The organism is Brucella anthropi (assembly GCF_046630315.1).
Classification (GTDB): domain Bacteria; phylum Pseudomonadota; class Alphaproteobacteria; order Rhizobiales; family Rhizobiaceae; genus Brucella; species Brucella anthropi_A.
The window spans coordinates 164,517-181,284 of the sequence record NZ_LQBD01000037.1 but is presented as its reverse complement, the minus strand read 5'-3'; the positions used below and the strand labels follow the sequence as shown (position 1 = coordinate 181,284).

Below are 16,768 nucleotides of genomic sequence, written 5' to 3'. Positions count from 1 at the left end.
TAGCCGCGCTCGGTAATCTGCGCGACAGCATCGCGCTTGAACTCGTCACTGAAATTGCCAGACCCCATCATGGCCTCCTTGCCTCAAAAATAGGGAAGAAAGCGTCCACAAATCTAGGGGCTATTCAAGGGGCTATTCAACCTATGATTTCGTCGATCTGGTCCTACCGGACTGTTCCGTGCTCCTTGACAAGAACTACGCCCACAATCCCCCCGCTGGCAGCGGCAAAGTCAACCCGTTCGACGATAGCCAGATTATCACATTTACCTTCCGCTATCTTTCCAACAACGTGCCTCAATCGGGCAAGGAGATAGTCTGGTATGTCACTCCAAGAACGACTGACCTGCAATTCTTCGACGCACAGAACGCCGCCGTAAATGTAACCTCACAAGGAAACATCGTCACGAAAACCGACAGTGAAGGCCTGACTGTTCTCAAGATCGGTAGCCTGACGCGGTTCTTGGGTACAGTTGAAGCCGTGCCGAGCGACGATACATCTACGATGTTCACGCCAATATTCCATCGTGATCGCAACGTTCACTTCCAGCGATATTAACCCAGGTCTGGTGCCTGCTCTTTACAATCCCAATCCCATCGCCATTCCAAGTCGGTTCTCAACCGCCGATCCCGGCTTTGAAGTGAATACTGCATTCCTGCCGGGCAACGTCTCTGGGCAGAGCGTCGTGTTCTGGATTTCGAGTGGCGCACCAGGGAAAACACCGCAGGAAAATATAAAGATCGTCACCGTCAATGCGGCCCAACAAGGCATAACTGTTCCATACAGTTACGTTTATCCAGATCCCAATCCAACCGGTTACAATGCCATTTCCTATATGGTCGTACAACGAACCACGAGTAGCAGCACTTTGGCCAGATCCGTCACTCCAGTCGTCATAGGCAACCCAATGTCAAACCATCCTGATTACAACAACACCAACCGAAACCTGCCCAGCCCGCATCTTAATAATTATGCCAATGTAGTAAACGGCAACAGCATCGTTAGCGGGCTTGATGTCTATATTCCATACTCATCAAGCTGGGTCGCGGGTCAGACCATCAACCTCTCGCTCTATCTCAATGGGGAAGACGATATGGGGCATTTGATCGGAAATACCGTGATCCAGCAACAAATCATCACAGCCACTCAGATAACCGCCAAAACCGATATAATGATTCACTTCATTCAGGAGCAGCTTATCGGTTACAATGCAGGCACTCTGGAAGCCGATTATTACATCGGTGAAGCCTGGTCGCAAATTCTCGAAGGCGTTGTCCTGGACACGGCTGACTGGCAGTGAGATCACCGCGCGACGTACATGGTAATGCTATCTGGCTGTTGCAAAAAACGGGTTGGTTGGAACGGAGCTTGTTGCGTAGACGTCAAGGGGACTGATCTTCCACATTCTTGACGAGCAAGGCGACAGTTCTTCCGTCGGTGCGCTCGGCGCAATGCCGAAGGCCCAGTTCGACAATAGGTGCCGCTCCATGGGCGTCACCTGTCATCGTGAAAATTGCTGCCTGCCCTTTGTGTAGAGCTCGTATGGCTTCAAAAGCTTTGATCATCACGTAGGCGGTTTTCAAAGCCTTGAACCCGCGCACCGGCCTAATCCGTTGCTTCAACCATCCACGATCGGTCTCTATGACAGAGTTCAGATATTTAACCTGAACCTGCCAGTGCAAAAGGGTCTCCGAACATTTGCCTTGTCGCAAAAGCGGGAACCGCCTTAGCAAGACCGAGTCATTCGCTTCCAGGCATGAGCGCGGATACGCCGCCATCGACAAAAAGCGTCGTACCGTCGATAAAATCTGAATCAGGAGAAACCAGAAACAGGATAGCCCGGGCGAGATCATCCGGCACGCCGGGCCGGTCCCGCAGATTGAGAACAGGCCGGGTTGGATCGAAATCGTCCTTGCCGACCGGAGAACCGATCTTGTTTGGTACAACGCAGTTGACGCGAATCTTGTGTTTGGCGAGCTGGATAGCCAGTGAGCGCGACAGATTGGTGATGCCTGCCTTGGCAGCCGTATAGGCTACAGCGCGCGGACGACCATAGAAGCCGGAAGTCGAGCCGACATTAACGATATTGCCACCATGCCCCTGCTCCACCATCGCCTTCGCGAAATATTTGCTCATCAGGAATGTTCCGGTCAATGTGACCGCAATCACCTGGTCCCATTCCTCCTTCGTGACGTCGAGAATGTGCTTGTTATCGCTGATTGCGACATTGTTGACGAGAATATCCACCTTGCCGAAACGATCTGTCACGGCCTTGACCAATGAAATGACACCTTCTTCATCCGCGACATTGGCGAGAAATATTTCGGCGTTCCCGCCCGCAGCGCGAATTTCCTCTGCGACACGTTCGGCACGTTCAGCATCGATGTCAGTCACGGCTACGCTTGCGCCTTCCTTTGCCAGAAGCTGTGCCGTTGCCTTGCCAATATTCCGGCCTGCACCCGTGACGACCGCCACCTGATTGATCAGTTTCATTTTGTTTTACCGTTCTTTTGATGTGGAGAAATCCGGCCGATCACTATGGTCCGACCGCTATGTTTTCCTGCACGATCTCATCCGAAAACCGGTTTCCATTTTTCGGTATCATGCTCGAAAACCAACGTTTATTTATCAGACCTCCAGCGGTCGAAGCGCCGTTCGATCAGACGAAGAATATTGGTCAAGGCAACACCTGCAGTGGCGATCAGAATGATCCCGAACATAACCCGGTCGGTCTGGAACGTGGCGCCAGCAACAGAAATGAGATAACCGACACCAGCCTGGGCGGCATACATCTCACCCACGACAATACCGATCAGCGCATGGCCGAGGCCAAGGCGCAGGCCCGTCAGCAGGAATGGAACGGCTGCCGGGAAAGCAACTGTCAGAAACAGCTGACGGTCATTGGCTCCGAAGGATCTGGCAACCTTGATATAGTCGCGATCGACGGTTTGGACCCCAGCAATCGTATTGATCAGCACCGGAAACACCGAACTCAGGAAAATGATCGCGAATTTCGAACCAAGGCCGATGCCGAACCAGATTATGATCAATGGCAGGAGCGCAATGCGCGGTGTGGCGTAGAGCGCTGAAAGGATCGGGTCGAACGCGGCATTGAGGCGGCGATACCAGCCCATCAGAATGCCCAGTGGTACACCCACCATGATCGCCAGCCCGTAGCCAACGATGAGTTCCAAACCGCTGATGGCGAGATGCGGAAAGATCGTCCCATCGGCGAACATCGCATAACCTGTTGTGATGATACGGCTCGGAGAACTGGTGAAAAGCGGATTGACGAGGCCAAAGCGCACGACCGCTTCCCAGAGCAGCAGTGCCACGATCATGGCAAAGCCGCCGAGCAAGGCGTCCTCACGGCGCACCAGAAATTCCATAAGGGAGAATTCCGATTTGCGTGGTTTCGGGATTTCCCGTTCTTCTGTCATGATTGTCATCTCACCCTCCCTCAATGCACGCGCAAAAGACCCATGCGGGCGCTTTCCTCTTCGATCAGCCGCCAGATATGGCGAAATATCTCCATGAAACGCGGCGTATGCTTCAGATCGAGTGTGCGCTCCTTCGGCAAATCGATCTCAACGATTTCCTTCACCTTCGCGGGGCGCGCGGAAAACACGATGACTCGGTTGGAAAGGAAAATCGCCTCGTCGATCTGGTGGGTGATAAACATTCCCGTTTTCTGAGCCCGGTCGAGAATCCGCAACAGCTCGAACTGCATGAATTCGCGCGTTTGCGCATCAAGTGCGGCGAAGGGTTCATCAAGCAGCAACAGTTCCGGATCGATGGCGAGTGCTCTTGCTATATTGACGCGCTGACGCATTCCGCCGGATAGTTCACGCGGATAGCTGTCTTCAAAACCAGCAAGGCCGACAAGCTCGATGAATTCGCGGGAGCGCGATGAAACGTTCTTCCTGCTCAAACTCTTCTGGATTTCCAGCCCGTAAGCGACGTTGCGCTGCACGGTGCGCCATGGAAAGAGCGAATCCTGCTGGAAAACGAGGCCGCGATCCGGTCCAGGCTTTTTCACTTCCCGATTGTCGATCAGGATTCTGCCGCCATCAATCGAGACAAGCCCATCCACTGCTGCCAGAAAGGTTGATTTACCGCAGCCACTGGGGCCGACAATGCTGACGAGCTCACCTTCCTTGACGCTGAAATTGATTCCGTCGAGAACATTCAAGGCACGCTTTGTGCGATCGTTGTAATAATTCAGTTTAACATTCTCGGCCTTAAGTTTGACCGGGCTTTCCTGCAACATGGCGTTTCCTCCCTCCGTGTCGACAGTTTCAGTCTTGCGCCTTGAAAAAACCTTCCCGGTCGAGCGCATCGAGTGTGGTTGTATCGATAATTGATTCCGGCTTCACCAAAGCCGCATCCGGCATCGTCTTGGCAAGCTCTGCCAGAACGGCGGCAATGCCGGGCATGGAGGGACGCAGATCCTGTGGGTAGACTTTCTCAGAATAGAAGCGGAAAGCATCCTCGACAGATTTTCCCTTCTCAAGCTTCAGGAAAGAAGCGGTTACCGCCAGGGCGTCCTGCGGATTGGCGCGAAAATCGTGAAGACCTTCGCGCATTGCCATAAAGAAGCGCTTGACGGTATCAGGGTGCTCGGAAAGATAGGTGCGCTGGGCGACATAGGCAGTGTTCGGATAGTCCTTGACGATTTCGGTCACGTCCACCAGAATTTTCGAGCCAGCCTCGACAATCTCCTGTGTGCGGGGGTATTGCGACACCAACCCCTGCACCTGATTGCTTTCATAGGCTGCGGCCCGCGTTCCCTCGCCGCCAAGCTGGAGAATATTGACATCCGTCGGCTGTAGTCCGAGGGAATTCAGCGCGAATTTCAGCGCTGTATCGGTGGAGGAGCCGAGCTTGCTGACAGCGATGCTCTTGCCTCGTAATTGATCGGCATTCTGGATCGAATTGTTAACGACAAGCTGAAATGGCAATTTATTGACGATGCTGCCGACAATGGCAATATCGGCGCCAGCGACCGCGGCGGCGATTGAGGGGGTGTAGCCATTCTGGGCAATATCGACCGAACCGCCAACGAGTGCCTGTGTGAGGACCGAACCGCCCTCTATAAAGACGAGGTCCACGTCGAGGCCATATTTTTTGAACAGGCCCTTAGCAAGCGTGTACTGTAACGGTGCACTCGCCATGGTGAAGCCGTCATAGGCGACAGTCACCTTGGTAATGGCTTCCTCCGCTGACGCCGGCCGCATAGTTCCAGCCAAAAGGCTCAATCCGGCGGCAAAAACCGCCTTCACTAGAATTTTCATGCTCTCCTCCCACGATTAGCATGCCCCTCATCCGCTCCCCCGAACCGGATGAGGGCGGACGGACTCAACCAAACAGGCTTTGCATTCTTTCCTTGTTCATGGACTTCATGAGCTGATCGACCAAGCCGTTCAGCGGCAGGGGCAGCTTGACGCTTTGCGCAAGGTCAAGAGCAACATCCATATCCTTTTCAGCCCATTTGCCGGTGCTCTTGCCCCAGCGCGACAGCGACCAATTGGCCCCGGAGGAATGCGTTAAGGCCGAAACCAGTGTCGACACGTCCGCACCAAGTTCTTTGGCAAGGCTGAGCGCTTCAAAATTGGCGCAGATGCAGGCCCAAAGCAGCATATTATTGGCGGTTTTGGCGATTTGGCCGGTGCCGCTGGGCCCGATATGGAGAATGTTGCGGCCAAAGGCAGAGAGAACCGGCGTCGCTTTTTCAAGCCACTTTTTCTCCCCTCCGACAAAAACCGTCAGCGTGCCGTTGTCGGCTGCCTCTTGACCAAGGACGACCGGCGTATCTAGAACGCCGACGCCCACCTTCGCCGCATCGCGCTCAAGATCGCGACAGGTATTCGGCGCGATCGAGCTTGCGATGCAGATGACAGATCCGGGGACGAGCGATTCCAGCAGCCCACCCTCGCGTATCACCTCCAGTACCTGCTTATCGGTCTGAACCATCACGATCACGACTTCAGCTTCGCTGCCGACTTCCGCGATTCCTGCTTTGGTCGGAACGCCGATTGCATTCGATTTGGCGGTCGCTTCCGCCGAAACATCATAGCCGCTAACGTTGAAACCCTTTTCCTTCAGGTGACGGGCCATCTGGTAGCCCATGGCGCCAAGACCGATCACGCCAGCCGTCGGTTTGGTGTTAACGATTGCATCCATTGGTACTCCTCCTCTAACTATCTGTTTTTGCGTGATTTCGCCCGAAAAGCCTGCGACTTCTCGGCATCATGCTACCCCCCTCAGGCTCCTCAAGCGTGCAGCGCGTAATTTCTGTGTCGCCACCTCATCGAGAACCGGGCCATCCGATCCCACTGTCAACACCACGCCATAATCGCGTCCTGCTGCCTCAGCCGACACATAACCTTCCCTGACGTCCGCCAGAACCGACGCCGGATTGCGGGTGAGCGGGTCGCCATAGCCGCCACCGCCGGGCGTTTCGAGTTCGAACACGTCGCCGGCATTGAGCGGATAATCGGCATAACGCGAGGGCAAACGCTTCCAGCTTTCCTCCTCTGGATTGATCCGGATATCGCCGGTGCGTCCGGGTAGGCCATCGACATATCCTTCCGCCGGAATGACGTGCTTGGTCGAACGGATCGAAAAGCGCGCTTCGGCAAGGTTCAGATATTTGCGCCGAATGCCGAGTCCGCCACGGAATTTGCCTGCGCCACCAGAGTCGCGGATGAGTTCAAAGGAGAGCAGCCTTGTCGGGAACTCACTTTCGATGATTTCCACCGGAGCAATCTTCGCATTGCTCTGGTTGACGGTCGTTCCCGAAGCCCCGTCGCGCAATGAGCGCGCGCCTGCCCCGCCACCGATAATCTCATATTGCACATAGCTCTTGCCGCCAGCCCCTCCGCGACCGCCGATAATAATCGACCGGCTGCCGCAGCCGTCGGCCCGGGAGCGTTCCGGCACCAATTGCCCCAAAGCCGCAAAGACGGCATCAACGACGGCATGAACTGTCGGATTATAGGTGTTCACCGGGGCCGGATAATGCGGATTGAGTACACTGGCGGGGCGTGTATCAAACGTGAAGGAGCGCAGTATGCCGCTGGTGATGAAGATCTGCGGATCGACCAGAGAAATCAACGCGTAAGCGCAAGCAGCCTGAACGAGTGGCGGCCGGATATTGGCCGGTCCGCGCGTCTGATCGGCGGAACCGGTGAAATCGAAATGGATGTTGTCGCCCGTCTTCTCCACCCGCACATGAACGCGCACCGGCTTTGACAGTTCTATGCCGTCATCATCGACAAAGCGCTCCGCCTCGAATACGCCATCCTTCCAGCTGCGGGTAATACCGCGGATGCGCCGCTCGGCGATGTCGCCAAGTTCGGCGAATACTGCAGCACATTTCGCTGCGCCGAACTTTTCCATCAGAGCCGCAAGGCGGCGTTCACCCAGCCGGGCGCAGCCCAGCTGGCCGCGAATATCGCCAAGCACCAGTTCCGGCGTGCGGCTATTTCTGGCAATGATCCGCTCTATGTCGCCAAAGGCTGCGAATTCACGCTGATAACGCACCGGCGGTAATTGCAAACCTTCGTTATAGACCTCACGCGCCTGCCCCGAACAGCTCCCCGGCACCGGGCCGCCAATGTCGCTTTTATGCGCGATGCTGGCGCAGAAGGCCACCAGAACGCCATCACAGAACAGCGGTGTGATCACCGCCATATCCGGCGCGTGCGGACTGCCGCCCTCATAGGGATCATTGATGAGAAAGGCGTCGCCAGGCCTTATGTCGTCCCCGTATGTGCGCAGTACTGCCTCCGTGCAAGCCGGGAAAGCGCCGATATGCAGCGGCAGTACAACATGCTGAGCGATGACAGAAGCATTGGCGTCAAGCAAGGCGCATGAAGCATCCTGCGATTCCCGGATGATGGTCGAAAAGCCAGTTCGGAACAGGGAGTTCTGCATTTCCTGCACGATGCCGCTAAGGCTCGCGCGGATGACTTCAAGTTCAACGGCAGTCGGCCTGCCAAACGACGTACCATGCTGAAGCATCACGCAATCTCCGTTATGATGAGATTCTTGAATTCGTCGATACGAACCTGCTGGCCCGGCAGAATGACCGTCGTGCAGTCGAACTGTTCCACGACCGCAGGTCCTGCAAAAATGAGCCCTACATCGAGACGTTCTCGCTGATAGACGGCGCAATCGACATCTTTTCCATCAAAACGGACTCGACGGACTCCAAGCAATGCGTCAGCAATTGTTCCGCCACCAGGCTCATACCGCCGCGCATTAACCGCAGGCACGAGTCCGATTGCCTTGACGCGGCAGGAGACGATTTCCACCGCTTCGCCGGAAGCCTTATGCCCGAACATCATTTCATGTTCGGCATCGAAGCCATTGCGCACGGCCTCAACAGCCCCCGGCCCGACAAGCGCCCCGATAGGAATGGTCAGTTCGTAACCTTGCCGCGCGTAGCGAAGGTCGAGCGACCGCTCGATACGGATGCGATCACTGGGGAACCCCTCAATGGCGAGATCGGCGCGCGCCTGGGCCTCCATGCCTGCAAAGATGGCGTCAATGTCTTTCGCGCCGCTCTCGTCGAGCGGGACCAGCCTTGAGCGCACATAATCATGCGTGACATCCGCCATGACCAACCCCATCGCCGAAAATACACCGGCATGGAACGGCACGATGAGGCCAGCCATGCCAAGCTCACGGGCGATACTGGCGGCATGAAGCGGACCTGCGCCCCCAAAAGGCATCAGGACGAAATCACGCAGATCGTGGCCGCGCATCGTGGAGATAGCCTTGATCGCCTCCTCCATTTTCACGTTGACGATCCGCACGATCCCTTCGGCGGCTTCAAACACGTCCATGCCGAGCGGAGCGGCTACATGAGTTTCCAAGGCCAAACGTGCCTTTTGTGCATCAAGACGCATCTTGCCGCCGAGGAAATTATCCTCACTGAGATAGCCAAGCAGTAAATTGCAGTCGGTAATTGTCGGCTTTGTCCCGCCGCGACCGTAACAGGCGGGGCCGGGGATTGCGCCAGCACTCTCCGGACCGACCTGAAGGACGCCGAAACCGTCCACTTCGGCAATCGTGCCGCCACCAGCGCTGACCGTGTTTATATCCATCATCGGCATGGCGATGTCGCGGCCTTCAACCTTGCCGCGATTGACAATCACCGGAGAGCCATTCTTGATCAGCGCAACATCACAGGATGTTCCGCCCATGTCGAATGTAACAATGTCGTGGCAGCCAGTTGAGCGCGCCAGCGCAACACTCGCTGTGACGCCGCCAGCAGGACCGGAAAGAACTGTGGTCACGCCCTTCTTTGCCGTCGCCTCGAAGGTCGCCATGCCGCCATTTGACTGCATGATGTATTTTTGCGGCGTCTTCACCCCAGCCGCTTGCAACCGATCGGCCAGACGGGCGATATAGCGGGCAAGGACGGGTTGCAGGTAGGCATTGATCACCGTCGTGCTCAGCCGGTGATATTCCCGTATCTGCGGCACAATTTCCGAGGAAAGCGAAACCTCGCAGTCCGGCAGTTCCTCGCGGATGATCTCGCGGATTCGCTCCTCATGGCGCGGATAGAGAAAAGAGAAAAGCAAGCAGACAGCAAGGGATTCGATTTTCTTGTCCCTCAGCTCGGCAAGCGTCTCGCGCAGCAACGTTTCGTCCATATCCGCCAGGACGCTGCCATCATGCGCCACACGCTCCATAACCTCCCCGGTTAGCGATGACAGCACGAGCGGCTGGGGCTTCTCATGCAGAATGTCGAAAATCGCCGGCCCATGCGGACGCGCCTGCTCACCCACTTCGTAGATCCCACGAAAGCCTTTGGTAACCAGAAGGCCTGTCTTCGCGCCTTTACCTTCAAGAAGCGCATTCGTGCCTACTGTCGTGCCATGGCAGAAATAGTTTACCTCATCGGGGTGAACGCCGCGCTCCAGCAAAATGTTGATCCCCGAAAGGATGGCCCGCGACGGGTCATCCGGAGTTGAGGCAACCTTCGAAATAGATGTCTCTCCCGTCGTTTCGTCGAGATAGACAAAATCAGAAAACGTCCCGCCAGTATCGACGGTTACGCGATAGCCTCCCATGAAGCAGCCTCCCTGATGTTTCCTCCATCCGGCCTGTTCTTTTCAGGCCGCCCGGCACGTCTCTCCCGTCCGCGCCGAACTTGTGAAGGAAGCCTATGGCTGCGAGAGCCGCCTGTCCAAAACCGATGCAAGCGTTCAGCTATAAGTTATTCGCTATGGCTCCATCGCTTCCGGAGATATTGCGGCGGTGTCGAAACGCGGATCGACTATGGTCGCGTAAGGCGCGGAAGCCCGGTGGATATGACGAACCACCTCAATGAGAAACGGCCCGATATGCTTATCGTCGAGAGGAGACAAGTCTTCTCGCCTGCTTATAATGTAGAGCGTGCGCCTCGGCACCGGACGCTCTATTCTGCGAGTGGCGAAGATACCTCGGCTGACACCAGCGGCGACACTTCCCCAGGACAGAAGGCTTGCACCGCCTTCGGCTATACGCGCCCGGATGGAAGGGACGGACTGCGTATCCGAAACGATACGCGGCTCAAGCGATAATTGTTTGGCAAGGCGGCGAACGAGTTGAACGATGCCGCGCTCGCCAGCAAAGAAAAGCTCATGTTGCAGCGCTTCAGCAAAACTGATCGGGGTATCGCTTGTCGCCTTGGCGCGGGACGTTACGAACAGAAGCTCGTCTTCAAGTACGGCTTCCCGCACCAGCCCTGGAGCAGGGTCGACATCATAGGCGAAGGCCAGGTCGATCTCATTACGCTTCAGGGCGCCGACCATCGTATAGCTCAGCTCCTCAACCAGTTTCAGTGATACCGCGGGCAGCGTTTTCCCCGCGTCGATCAGCACATCTGCTCCGACAAGCTGCATATGGCTTGGGACCAGGCCGATCACAAAGGGGCGCAAAGCTGGCCTGCCGCCGAGGGTGCGAACATCTTCCAGCGTTCGCTCCAGAAATTGTTCGAGTTCATTGTAGCGTTCATACAAAAGCTCTCCGGCCTTTGTGGGGGTTACGCCACGTGAATGCCGCTCGAACAGGCTAACGCCCATCTCACGTTCCAAATCCCTGATTTGAATGCTGATCGCGGTCTGGGCGAGCTTTAGGCGGGACGCAGCATGTGACATGCCGCCGGTCTCGACCACCATTGCGAAATAGCGCAATTGCCGGAGATTTATGGTTGAGCCTCCTCATGGCCAGAGCGGTTTCAGTTTTAACGGAATCGCCGGAACCGCTCTAACTATTTGATTTGTCGCATTTGCCTCACGCAAAACCGTTTCAGACTTTTGCTGGAGATGCTCCAGGTGGCAGGCTATCCCCGATAACGCGCCCAAACGGGCCCATCCTAGCGGCGATTTTTTCAGTCATTCCGCTCAGAAATCCGAGTAACACGTCTTCATGAATAAAAGCCGCAGCATCGGACCGGCGGTTAAGGAAAAGCGTCCGTCTGATCGATGGCTGCTTGATGCGATAGGCAGTGATCAAACCCTGCCGGATTTCTTCCCCCACAGCACCATAAGGCACAACACTAGTAGCCGCGCCGCGAGCGACCAGAGCCTTGATCGCCGGGATTGACTGCACTTCGAACGCAACATTGACCGAAAGCCCCTGCCGCTCAGCTTCCTCATGAATGAGCCGCCAGACAATATCACGGTCGCTAAGCAGCGCGAGGTTGGTGCGGAGCATTTCCTTGAAGGAGATTGATCCACCAAAATGACAGCTTCCGGTGCCGGCGACCAACAGCAATTCCTCCTCGATGAGCGGCGTGGCCGCCAGCCCAGGACGCATCCCGGACTCATAGGCGAGCGCCAAATCGAGTTCGCCACGCATGAGCATATCAATCAGAATAAAACTCAATTCCTCGATGACACGAAACGATATATCCGGGATTTCATGGCGGGCGATGGCAACGAGTTCGGGCCCTATCAATGCCTGAATACTGGGCGTAAGGCCAAGATTGACAGTTTCCTGCCGCATGGCACCATGCGCCATCACCTCACGCTTGGCCTCCTCAACTGAAGCGAGGATGGCCAGAGCATGAGTATAGAGAACCTCTCCCGACTTGGTCAGCGAAATGCCCCGCGAGTGGCGGTTCAAGAGCTGAACGCCAAGAGAATCTTCCAGATGCCTGATCTGCTGGCCGAGGGCCGTCTGGGCAATATTCAGGCGCTCCGACGCCCGAGTGATATTCCCCGTCTCGACCACCTTCACGTAATAACGAAGTTGCCTGAGATTGATTGTGATACCCCTCCCCCCGTTTAACTGGGGCCATACTTCAATTAACCTAGCGTTCCATGGCCCCCGGCGCGACAATAGCCGGTTCGACAAGCGCTGTTTGTAGGAATAGCGCAGGAAAGTCTTGAGCACATGCCTATTCGTCTTGAAACCATATCTCTGGTAATCCTCTCCCTTGGTATGGTGTGATGTGCTTATATAAAATGTCCAAGATAAAACCGTTCGGGGTCCTCAAACGGATTTTGCGGGCTCAATGCCTAATGCTTTGATATCAATAGAACCTGTCGCAGGTTTTTCAGTAGATTAGCAGCGTGCTTACGTAGGCGCATTCTGCACCCCACCCTCCGGATATATGGCTGATTATCTCTTTGAAGTGTTGTGATGGTCAGTTCGGAGCTTCTCCATGGAGTGTACATTGGAGGCTCTCCCGGCTGAAGGACAAAGCCGCCGGAACAGAAAGTGGCCAGATGAATTGACAGCGCGGATCGTGGACCAAAACTGGGCTCTGACGCAGATTTGCTGAAGTAGAAGCCCTATGATGTACCAATCAGCCGTGCTTGCAGAAGGTCGAGTTTTGCGCGCCCGTACATCTGGCGTTTGATCAGTTTCAGGCGGGTAATTTGGCCTTCTGTTTGCCCGTTCGACCAAGGGGAGACGATAGCATTTCGGATTGCATCAAGGTCCTTTTCAACGCCGCCTACAAAGGGCCTAATTAGACTGTCCCTGGCGGTTTCAAGCCAGCCATCAAGTTTCGCCGCTGACTTTGAACGGATCATAGATTGAAAGTCCCCAATGGCCTTGCGGGCAGCAACCAGCTCTGGAACGTTCACTTCGATTGCCGCGACAAGGATAGCCTCGGATTTTGCCAGGTCATCGCGTGCGGCGGTCATCAGGCGAGCAATAACCCGCGACGATGGCGTGCGCGCAAGTCCGCTCTGGCCTGCCTTCTCTGCCAAACGTCGACGTTGTGCCCATTGCGAGACAACACCACTCTGTCCTGGGAAGCCTTTTGCTTTCATCTCGCGCCACAGCGCCAAGGCGTTTCGCGCCCCTTCTTCCCAACGGTTGTTAAGCCATGGCAGCCAACTATCCAGCGAACTCGGCTTCGTTCGGAATACATCGAGGCGTTGACCACGCAGGACATCGCGAACCAGATTTCGACTATGACCGGTTTGCCGAACAATCTGCCGAATTGATATTCCTTTCTTGGCCAATCCTTGTATCGCCTCATTGGTCTCCTGGCGGCGCAGGTATCCTTCATACTGTAGCCTTTCCGCGTAAGTTAGAAGCTTGGGATCAACGACGTTGCTGCCGACCGCTTGCCTGATTTGGCGCATCGACTTGCCAACTGCATCCAGAAACGCCCGGCTCGAGTTTTCCATAAGATGCCATCGATCGGCGACCTGTTCAGCGTCAGGTAAAGCTTTCGCGATGGCCTCACCATAACCTCTGCCCCGATCGCGGGCGACAATCGATATTGACTGGTGTCCGGCAAGCCATGCTCTCGACGTATCCAACGCACGATCCGGCAGAAGGGTGACTGGCCGCCGACGCTTCAGATCGCAAATGATCGTTCCATATGTTTGGCCGCGTCGGAAGGCAAAATCGTCGATGCCGATGACCGTTAGCTCATCGTTCTGATCGGCCGTGCGGCGGCGAACTATCCGTAGCAACGTGTCGTTGCTTACCGGTACCATCAGACGCTCGGCAAAGGCCGCCGCCGGCCTGCCGCCAAGCGCGAGACCGAGGTGGTGGACAATTGTTTCCAGCCGTTGGGTCCGCCGACCCTAGCGTGCCAGGACACCGTCATCAAACTGTTCGCAGAAGATGCGCCGCCCACATAAAACGGCATCACACCAGAACCGACGCGCCATGATCGTCAACTCCACTCGCCGACCACAAAGGGGCAAGTCCGCTGGTCTTCTCAGATATCGGCTTTGAACGCGGCGGCTCGGTCGCCCACAACTTGGGCAAAGCCCAGAGGGAGAACGTGATCGTAACAGGATTTGCACGCTCTCGCCGGCGACCTGCACTGAATCTACCAAAAAACCGTCCGGCGCGAGACCCGTGCGCTGAAATCGATGCGACATTGCTGATCCCTCCAGTGAACCAGCGAGAGTCTGCATACCAACAACAGCAAATATGAGTCAGAGCCTTTTGTTGATGGAGAAACTGCAATCGCTCAACGACGCGCTGGTTCAGTGCCGTCAACGTGGCTTCATCCAGACTATCAATATCGAGCTCGGTAACTGGCGTTTTCTTCATCGTGCAATCTATACGACCTTCTTTGGCAAAAGGAATTATGGTAGATCGCAACTCACCGCGCAACTGCACAGCAAAATGGCATTGCCCCCGGATATGCCCCGCCTACCATGGACTGCCTAGAAATCCGCGCGAATATACCATTGAAAAACATATTATTTGGCCGTCATACTAAAGTGAAATGAGACTTAACTTTCGCCACCCTGACGGTCGATTTCTTAAACTTTCGGGAGGGATTGAACGTCCGCGGAAGGGCTCGATCCGGCAGCACAAGCGAGCGCATTCAATGTTCAGGATGCTATCCTGATTTGGTTAAGAAATCCATCCCCTCCCCGGCAAAAAGCCCCCCGTTCTTCAATCGGCTCTCGCGGCGCTGGTCGCTTCCACGCTCTCGAACGCGAAGATTTCAATCGGCAGAAGATCAACCGGCGGAGGCGACCAGCGCGCCTTCCTCCGAAGTCACCAGCTGCTCACGCTTGCCGGTTCGTGCCGTTCGGGCCATCCAACCGAAGCTGCGCCGCGCCTCAGCACAGCAGATGGCATTTAAGATTCACCTCCGGGAATGTCTGGCTGCAATGTCAGATCATACAGGCAATCTCGCCCCCAATTGCGGGAGCAGAAACGGGGCCATCCGGCGACAGGATTTCCGCTTCGCTTCATTTCGGAATCGGAATGAAGCGGGTGAAAGGCGAAAGTTGCAGAGAATCGATCAAGCACCCCTCCCCTGTAGAAACAGGCCTTGCAACAGTGTGGAAACCAAACCTTTCCGATTGCAGTTTTGCGGCATCGCAGGGCCAGCCGCCGGTAGACGGCCGACTAATTCGCATAAAATGCATTTAATTCAACATGTTAGCAATATTCTGGCCGAATCGATAAAATTTGGCTTAATTTTAATTCCGGCGCTAACCCTTTGTTAATTCGGCTGCCCCTTGCGATCGAATAAGAATCGGACATAATGACGGTATTTAGGCGGTATTAGTTCCTGTGCCGTCACTAGGGATCCCAAGTCAATGAATATCGCAAATCCAGCAGCAGCCTTGTCGTTTGACGACATGATATTATCGCAAGGGCGCGAGATTTCTCGCAAGCTCAATCTGCTGCGCCATGAAAACTTCCCGCCGGATGCGCGCAAGAATATGCTGCGCCAGTTTTCGATGGCTGAAGCTGCCTATTTCCTTGGTGTCTCTCCCAGCAATCTCAAGAAACTGCATCTGGAAGGCAAGGGTGTCGAGCCGACCATTCTGACAGGTGGGCGCCGCGCCTATAGTGTCGAGCAGATCCAGGAACTGCGCCAATGGCTCGACCAGAACGGCCGCGCCGAGGTGAAGCGCTATGTTCCGCATCGCCGCGGGAATGAAAAGCTTCAGGTTATCGGCGTCGTCAATTTCAAGGGCGGCTCCGGCAAGACCACGACGGCCGCGCATCTGGCGCAGCATATGGCGCTGACCGGGCATCGAGTGCTTGCAATCGATCTCGATCCGCAGGCCTCGCTCTCGGCACTGCATGGCATCCAGCCGGAGCTCGATGAATTCCCCTCGCTCTATGAGGCCATTCGTTACGATGCCGAAAGGAAGCCCATCCGCGAGGTCATTCGGCGCACCAACTTCCCCGGCCTTGATATTATTCCGGCCATGCTGGAGTTGCAGGAATATGAATATGACACGCCGCTTGCCATGCAGAATGGCGGCGAGGGCAAGACTTTCTGGAACCGTATCGCGAAGGCTCTCGCCGACGTCGACAGTGATTATGACGTGGTGGTCATCGATTGCCCTCCCCAGCTTGGCTATCTGACCCTAACGGCGCTTTCCGCAGCAAGCTCGGTCCTGATTACCGTTCATCCGCAGATGCTGGACCTGATGTCGATGTCGCAGTTTCTTTTGATGCTGGGCGATATTCTGAAAACGGTTCGCCAGGCTGGCGGTGCGGTACAGCTTGACTGGTTCCGCTATCTGATCACGCGCTACGAGCCGACCGATGTTCCCCAGGCGCAGATGGTCGGCTTCATGCAAAGCATGCTGGCTTCGCACATGCTCAAGCATCAAATGCTGAAATCGACGGCAATTTCGGATGCCGGTTTGACCAAGCAGACGCTTTACGAGGTCGAGCGTTCCTCGATGAATCGCGGCACCTATGATCGCGCCATGGAGGCCATGGAGGCGGTCAATTCCGAAATTCGCGGTCTCATTCACGAGGCATGGGGGCGTTAGACTGCCGACTAAAACGGCGAATATTGAATAAAATCAGGTC

The 16,768-nt window shown here is 55.6% G+C and carries 12 protein-coding genes and 2 pseudogenes; 3 read left to right on the top strand and 11 right to left on the bottom strand.

All coding sequences use genetic code 11. The annotated features are described in order from the left end of the window. The first annotated feature begins 178 nt into the window (after positions 1-178). Together AVM02_RS17600 and AVM02_RS17595 are read left to right on the top strand one after the other, a co-directional pair. Positions 179-556, top strand: coding sequence for a hypothetical protein (locus AVM02_RS17600; RefSeq protein ID WP_411508203.1), 378 nt, complete (start codon positions 179-181; stop codon positions 554-556). Further along, entirely contained in the window at positions 525-1,298 is a 774-nt protein-coding gene (locus tag AVM02_RS17595) for a hypothetical protein (protein ID WP_411508202.1), read from the top strand. Before AVM02_RS17600 ends, AVM02_RS17595 begins: the two co-directional genes overlap by 32 nt. Positions 1,299-1,521: 223 nt before the next feature. Here the strand turns inward: AVM02_RS17595 and AVM02_RS17590 are convergent. The 11 genes and pseudogenes from AVM02_RS17590 to AVM02_RS17540 form a co-directional block, all read right to left on the bottom strand. Beyond that, positions 1,522-1,713: pseudogene (locus AVM02_RS17590) on the bottom strand (DDE-type integrase/transposase/recombinase); the annotation flags it as partial. A gap of 25 nt (positions 1,714-1,738) precedes the next feature. Further along, positions 1,739-2,491: an SDR family NAD(P)-dependent oxidoreductase gene (locus AVM02_RS17585; RefSeq protein WP_411508201.1), complete on the bottom strand. Its 753-nt coding sequence runs from the start codon at positions 2,489-2,491 to the stop codon at positions 1,739-1,741. Positions 2,492-2,619: 128 nt separating this feature from the next. Beyond that, complete coding sequence (locus tag AVM02_RS17580; protein ID WP_411508200.1) at positions 2,620-3,447, bottom strand: ABC transporter permease; 828 nt, start codon at positions 3,445-3,447, stop codon at positions 2,620-2,622. 11 nt (positions 3,448-3,458) lie between these two features. Beyond that, the gene (locus AVM02_RS17575) at positions 3,459-4,268 is read right to left on the bottom strand and encodes an ABC transporter ATP-binding protein (protein WP_411508199.1); all 810 of its coding nucleotides are present in this window, start codon (positions 4,266-4,268) and stop codon (positions 3,459-3,461) included. 28 nt (positions 4,269-4,296) lie between these two features. Then, positions 4,297-5,292: an ABC transporter substrate-binding protein gene (locus tag AVM02_RS17570; RefSeq protein ID WP_411508198.1), complete on the bottom strand. Its 996-nt coding sequence runs from the start codon at positions 5,290-5,292 to the stop codon at positions 4,297-4,299. 64 nt (positions 5,293-5,356) lie between these two features. After that, positions 5,357-6,181, bottom strand: coding sequence for an NAD(P)-dependent oxidoreductase (locus AVM02_RS17565; protein ID WP_411508197.1), 825 nt, complete (start codon positions 6,179-6,181; stop codon positions 5,357-5,359). Positions 6,182-6,247: 66 nt separating this feature from the next. Beyond that, positions 6,248-8,023, bottom strand: a complete 1,776-nt coding sequence (locus AVM02_RS17560; RefSeq protein WP_411508215.1) for a hydantoinase B/oxoprolinase family protein — start codon at positions 8,021-8,023, stop codon at positions 6,248-6,250. Further along, positions 8,023-10,083 carry a hydantoinase/oxoprolinase family protein gene (locus tag AVM02_RS17555; RefSeq protein WP_411508196.1) on the bottom strand — a complete coding sequence of 687 codons (2,061 nt, stop codon included), beginning with the start codon at positions 10,081-10,083 and terminating at the stop codon, positions 8,023-8,025. The genes AVM02_RS17560 and AVM02_RS17555 overlap by 1 nt, the downstream gene beginning before the upstream one ends. A gap of 153 nt (positions 10,084-10,236) precedes the next feature. Beyond that, on the bottom strand, positions 10,237-11,187 hold the full coding sequence (locus tag AVM02_RS17550; protein WP_411508195.1) for a LysR family transcriptional regulator: 951 nt from the start codon (positions 11,185-11,187) through the stop codon (positions 10,237-10,239). A gap of 115 nt (positions 11,188-11,302) precedes the next feature. Further along, positions 11,303-12,391, bottom strand: a complete 1,089-nt coding sequence (locus AVM02_RS17545) for a LysR family transcriptional regulator (protein ID WP_411508194.1) — start codon at positions 12,389-12,391, stop codon at positions 11,303-11,305. Positions 12,392-12,792: 401 nt separating this feature from the next. Continuing rightward, positions 12,793-14,349 (bottom strand): annotated as a pseudogene (locus AVM02_RS17540) (ISL3 family transposase). Positions 14,350-15,531: 1,182 nt separating this feature from the next. Between AVM02_RS17540 and repA the strand changes: the two are divergent. After that, complete coding sequence (gene repA / locus AVM02_RS17535) at positions 15,532-16,728, top strand: plasmid partitioning protein RepA (RefSeq protein WP_411508193.1); 1,197 nt, start codon at positions 15,532-15,534, stop codon at positions 16,726-16,728. The last annotated feature ends 40 nt before the right edge of the window (positions 16,729-16,768 follow it).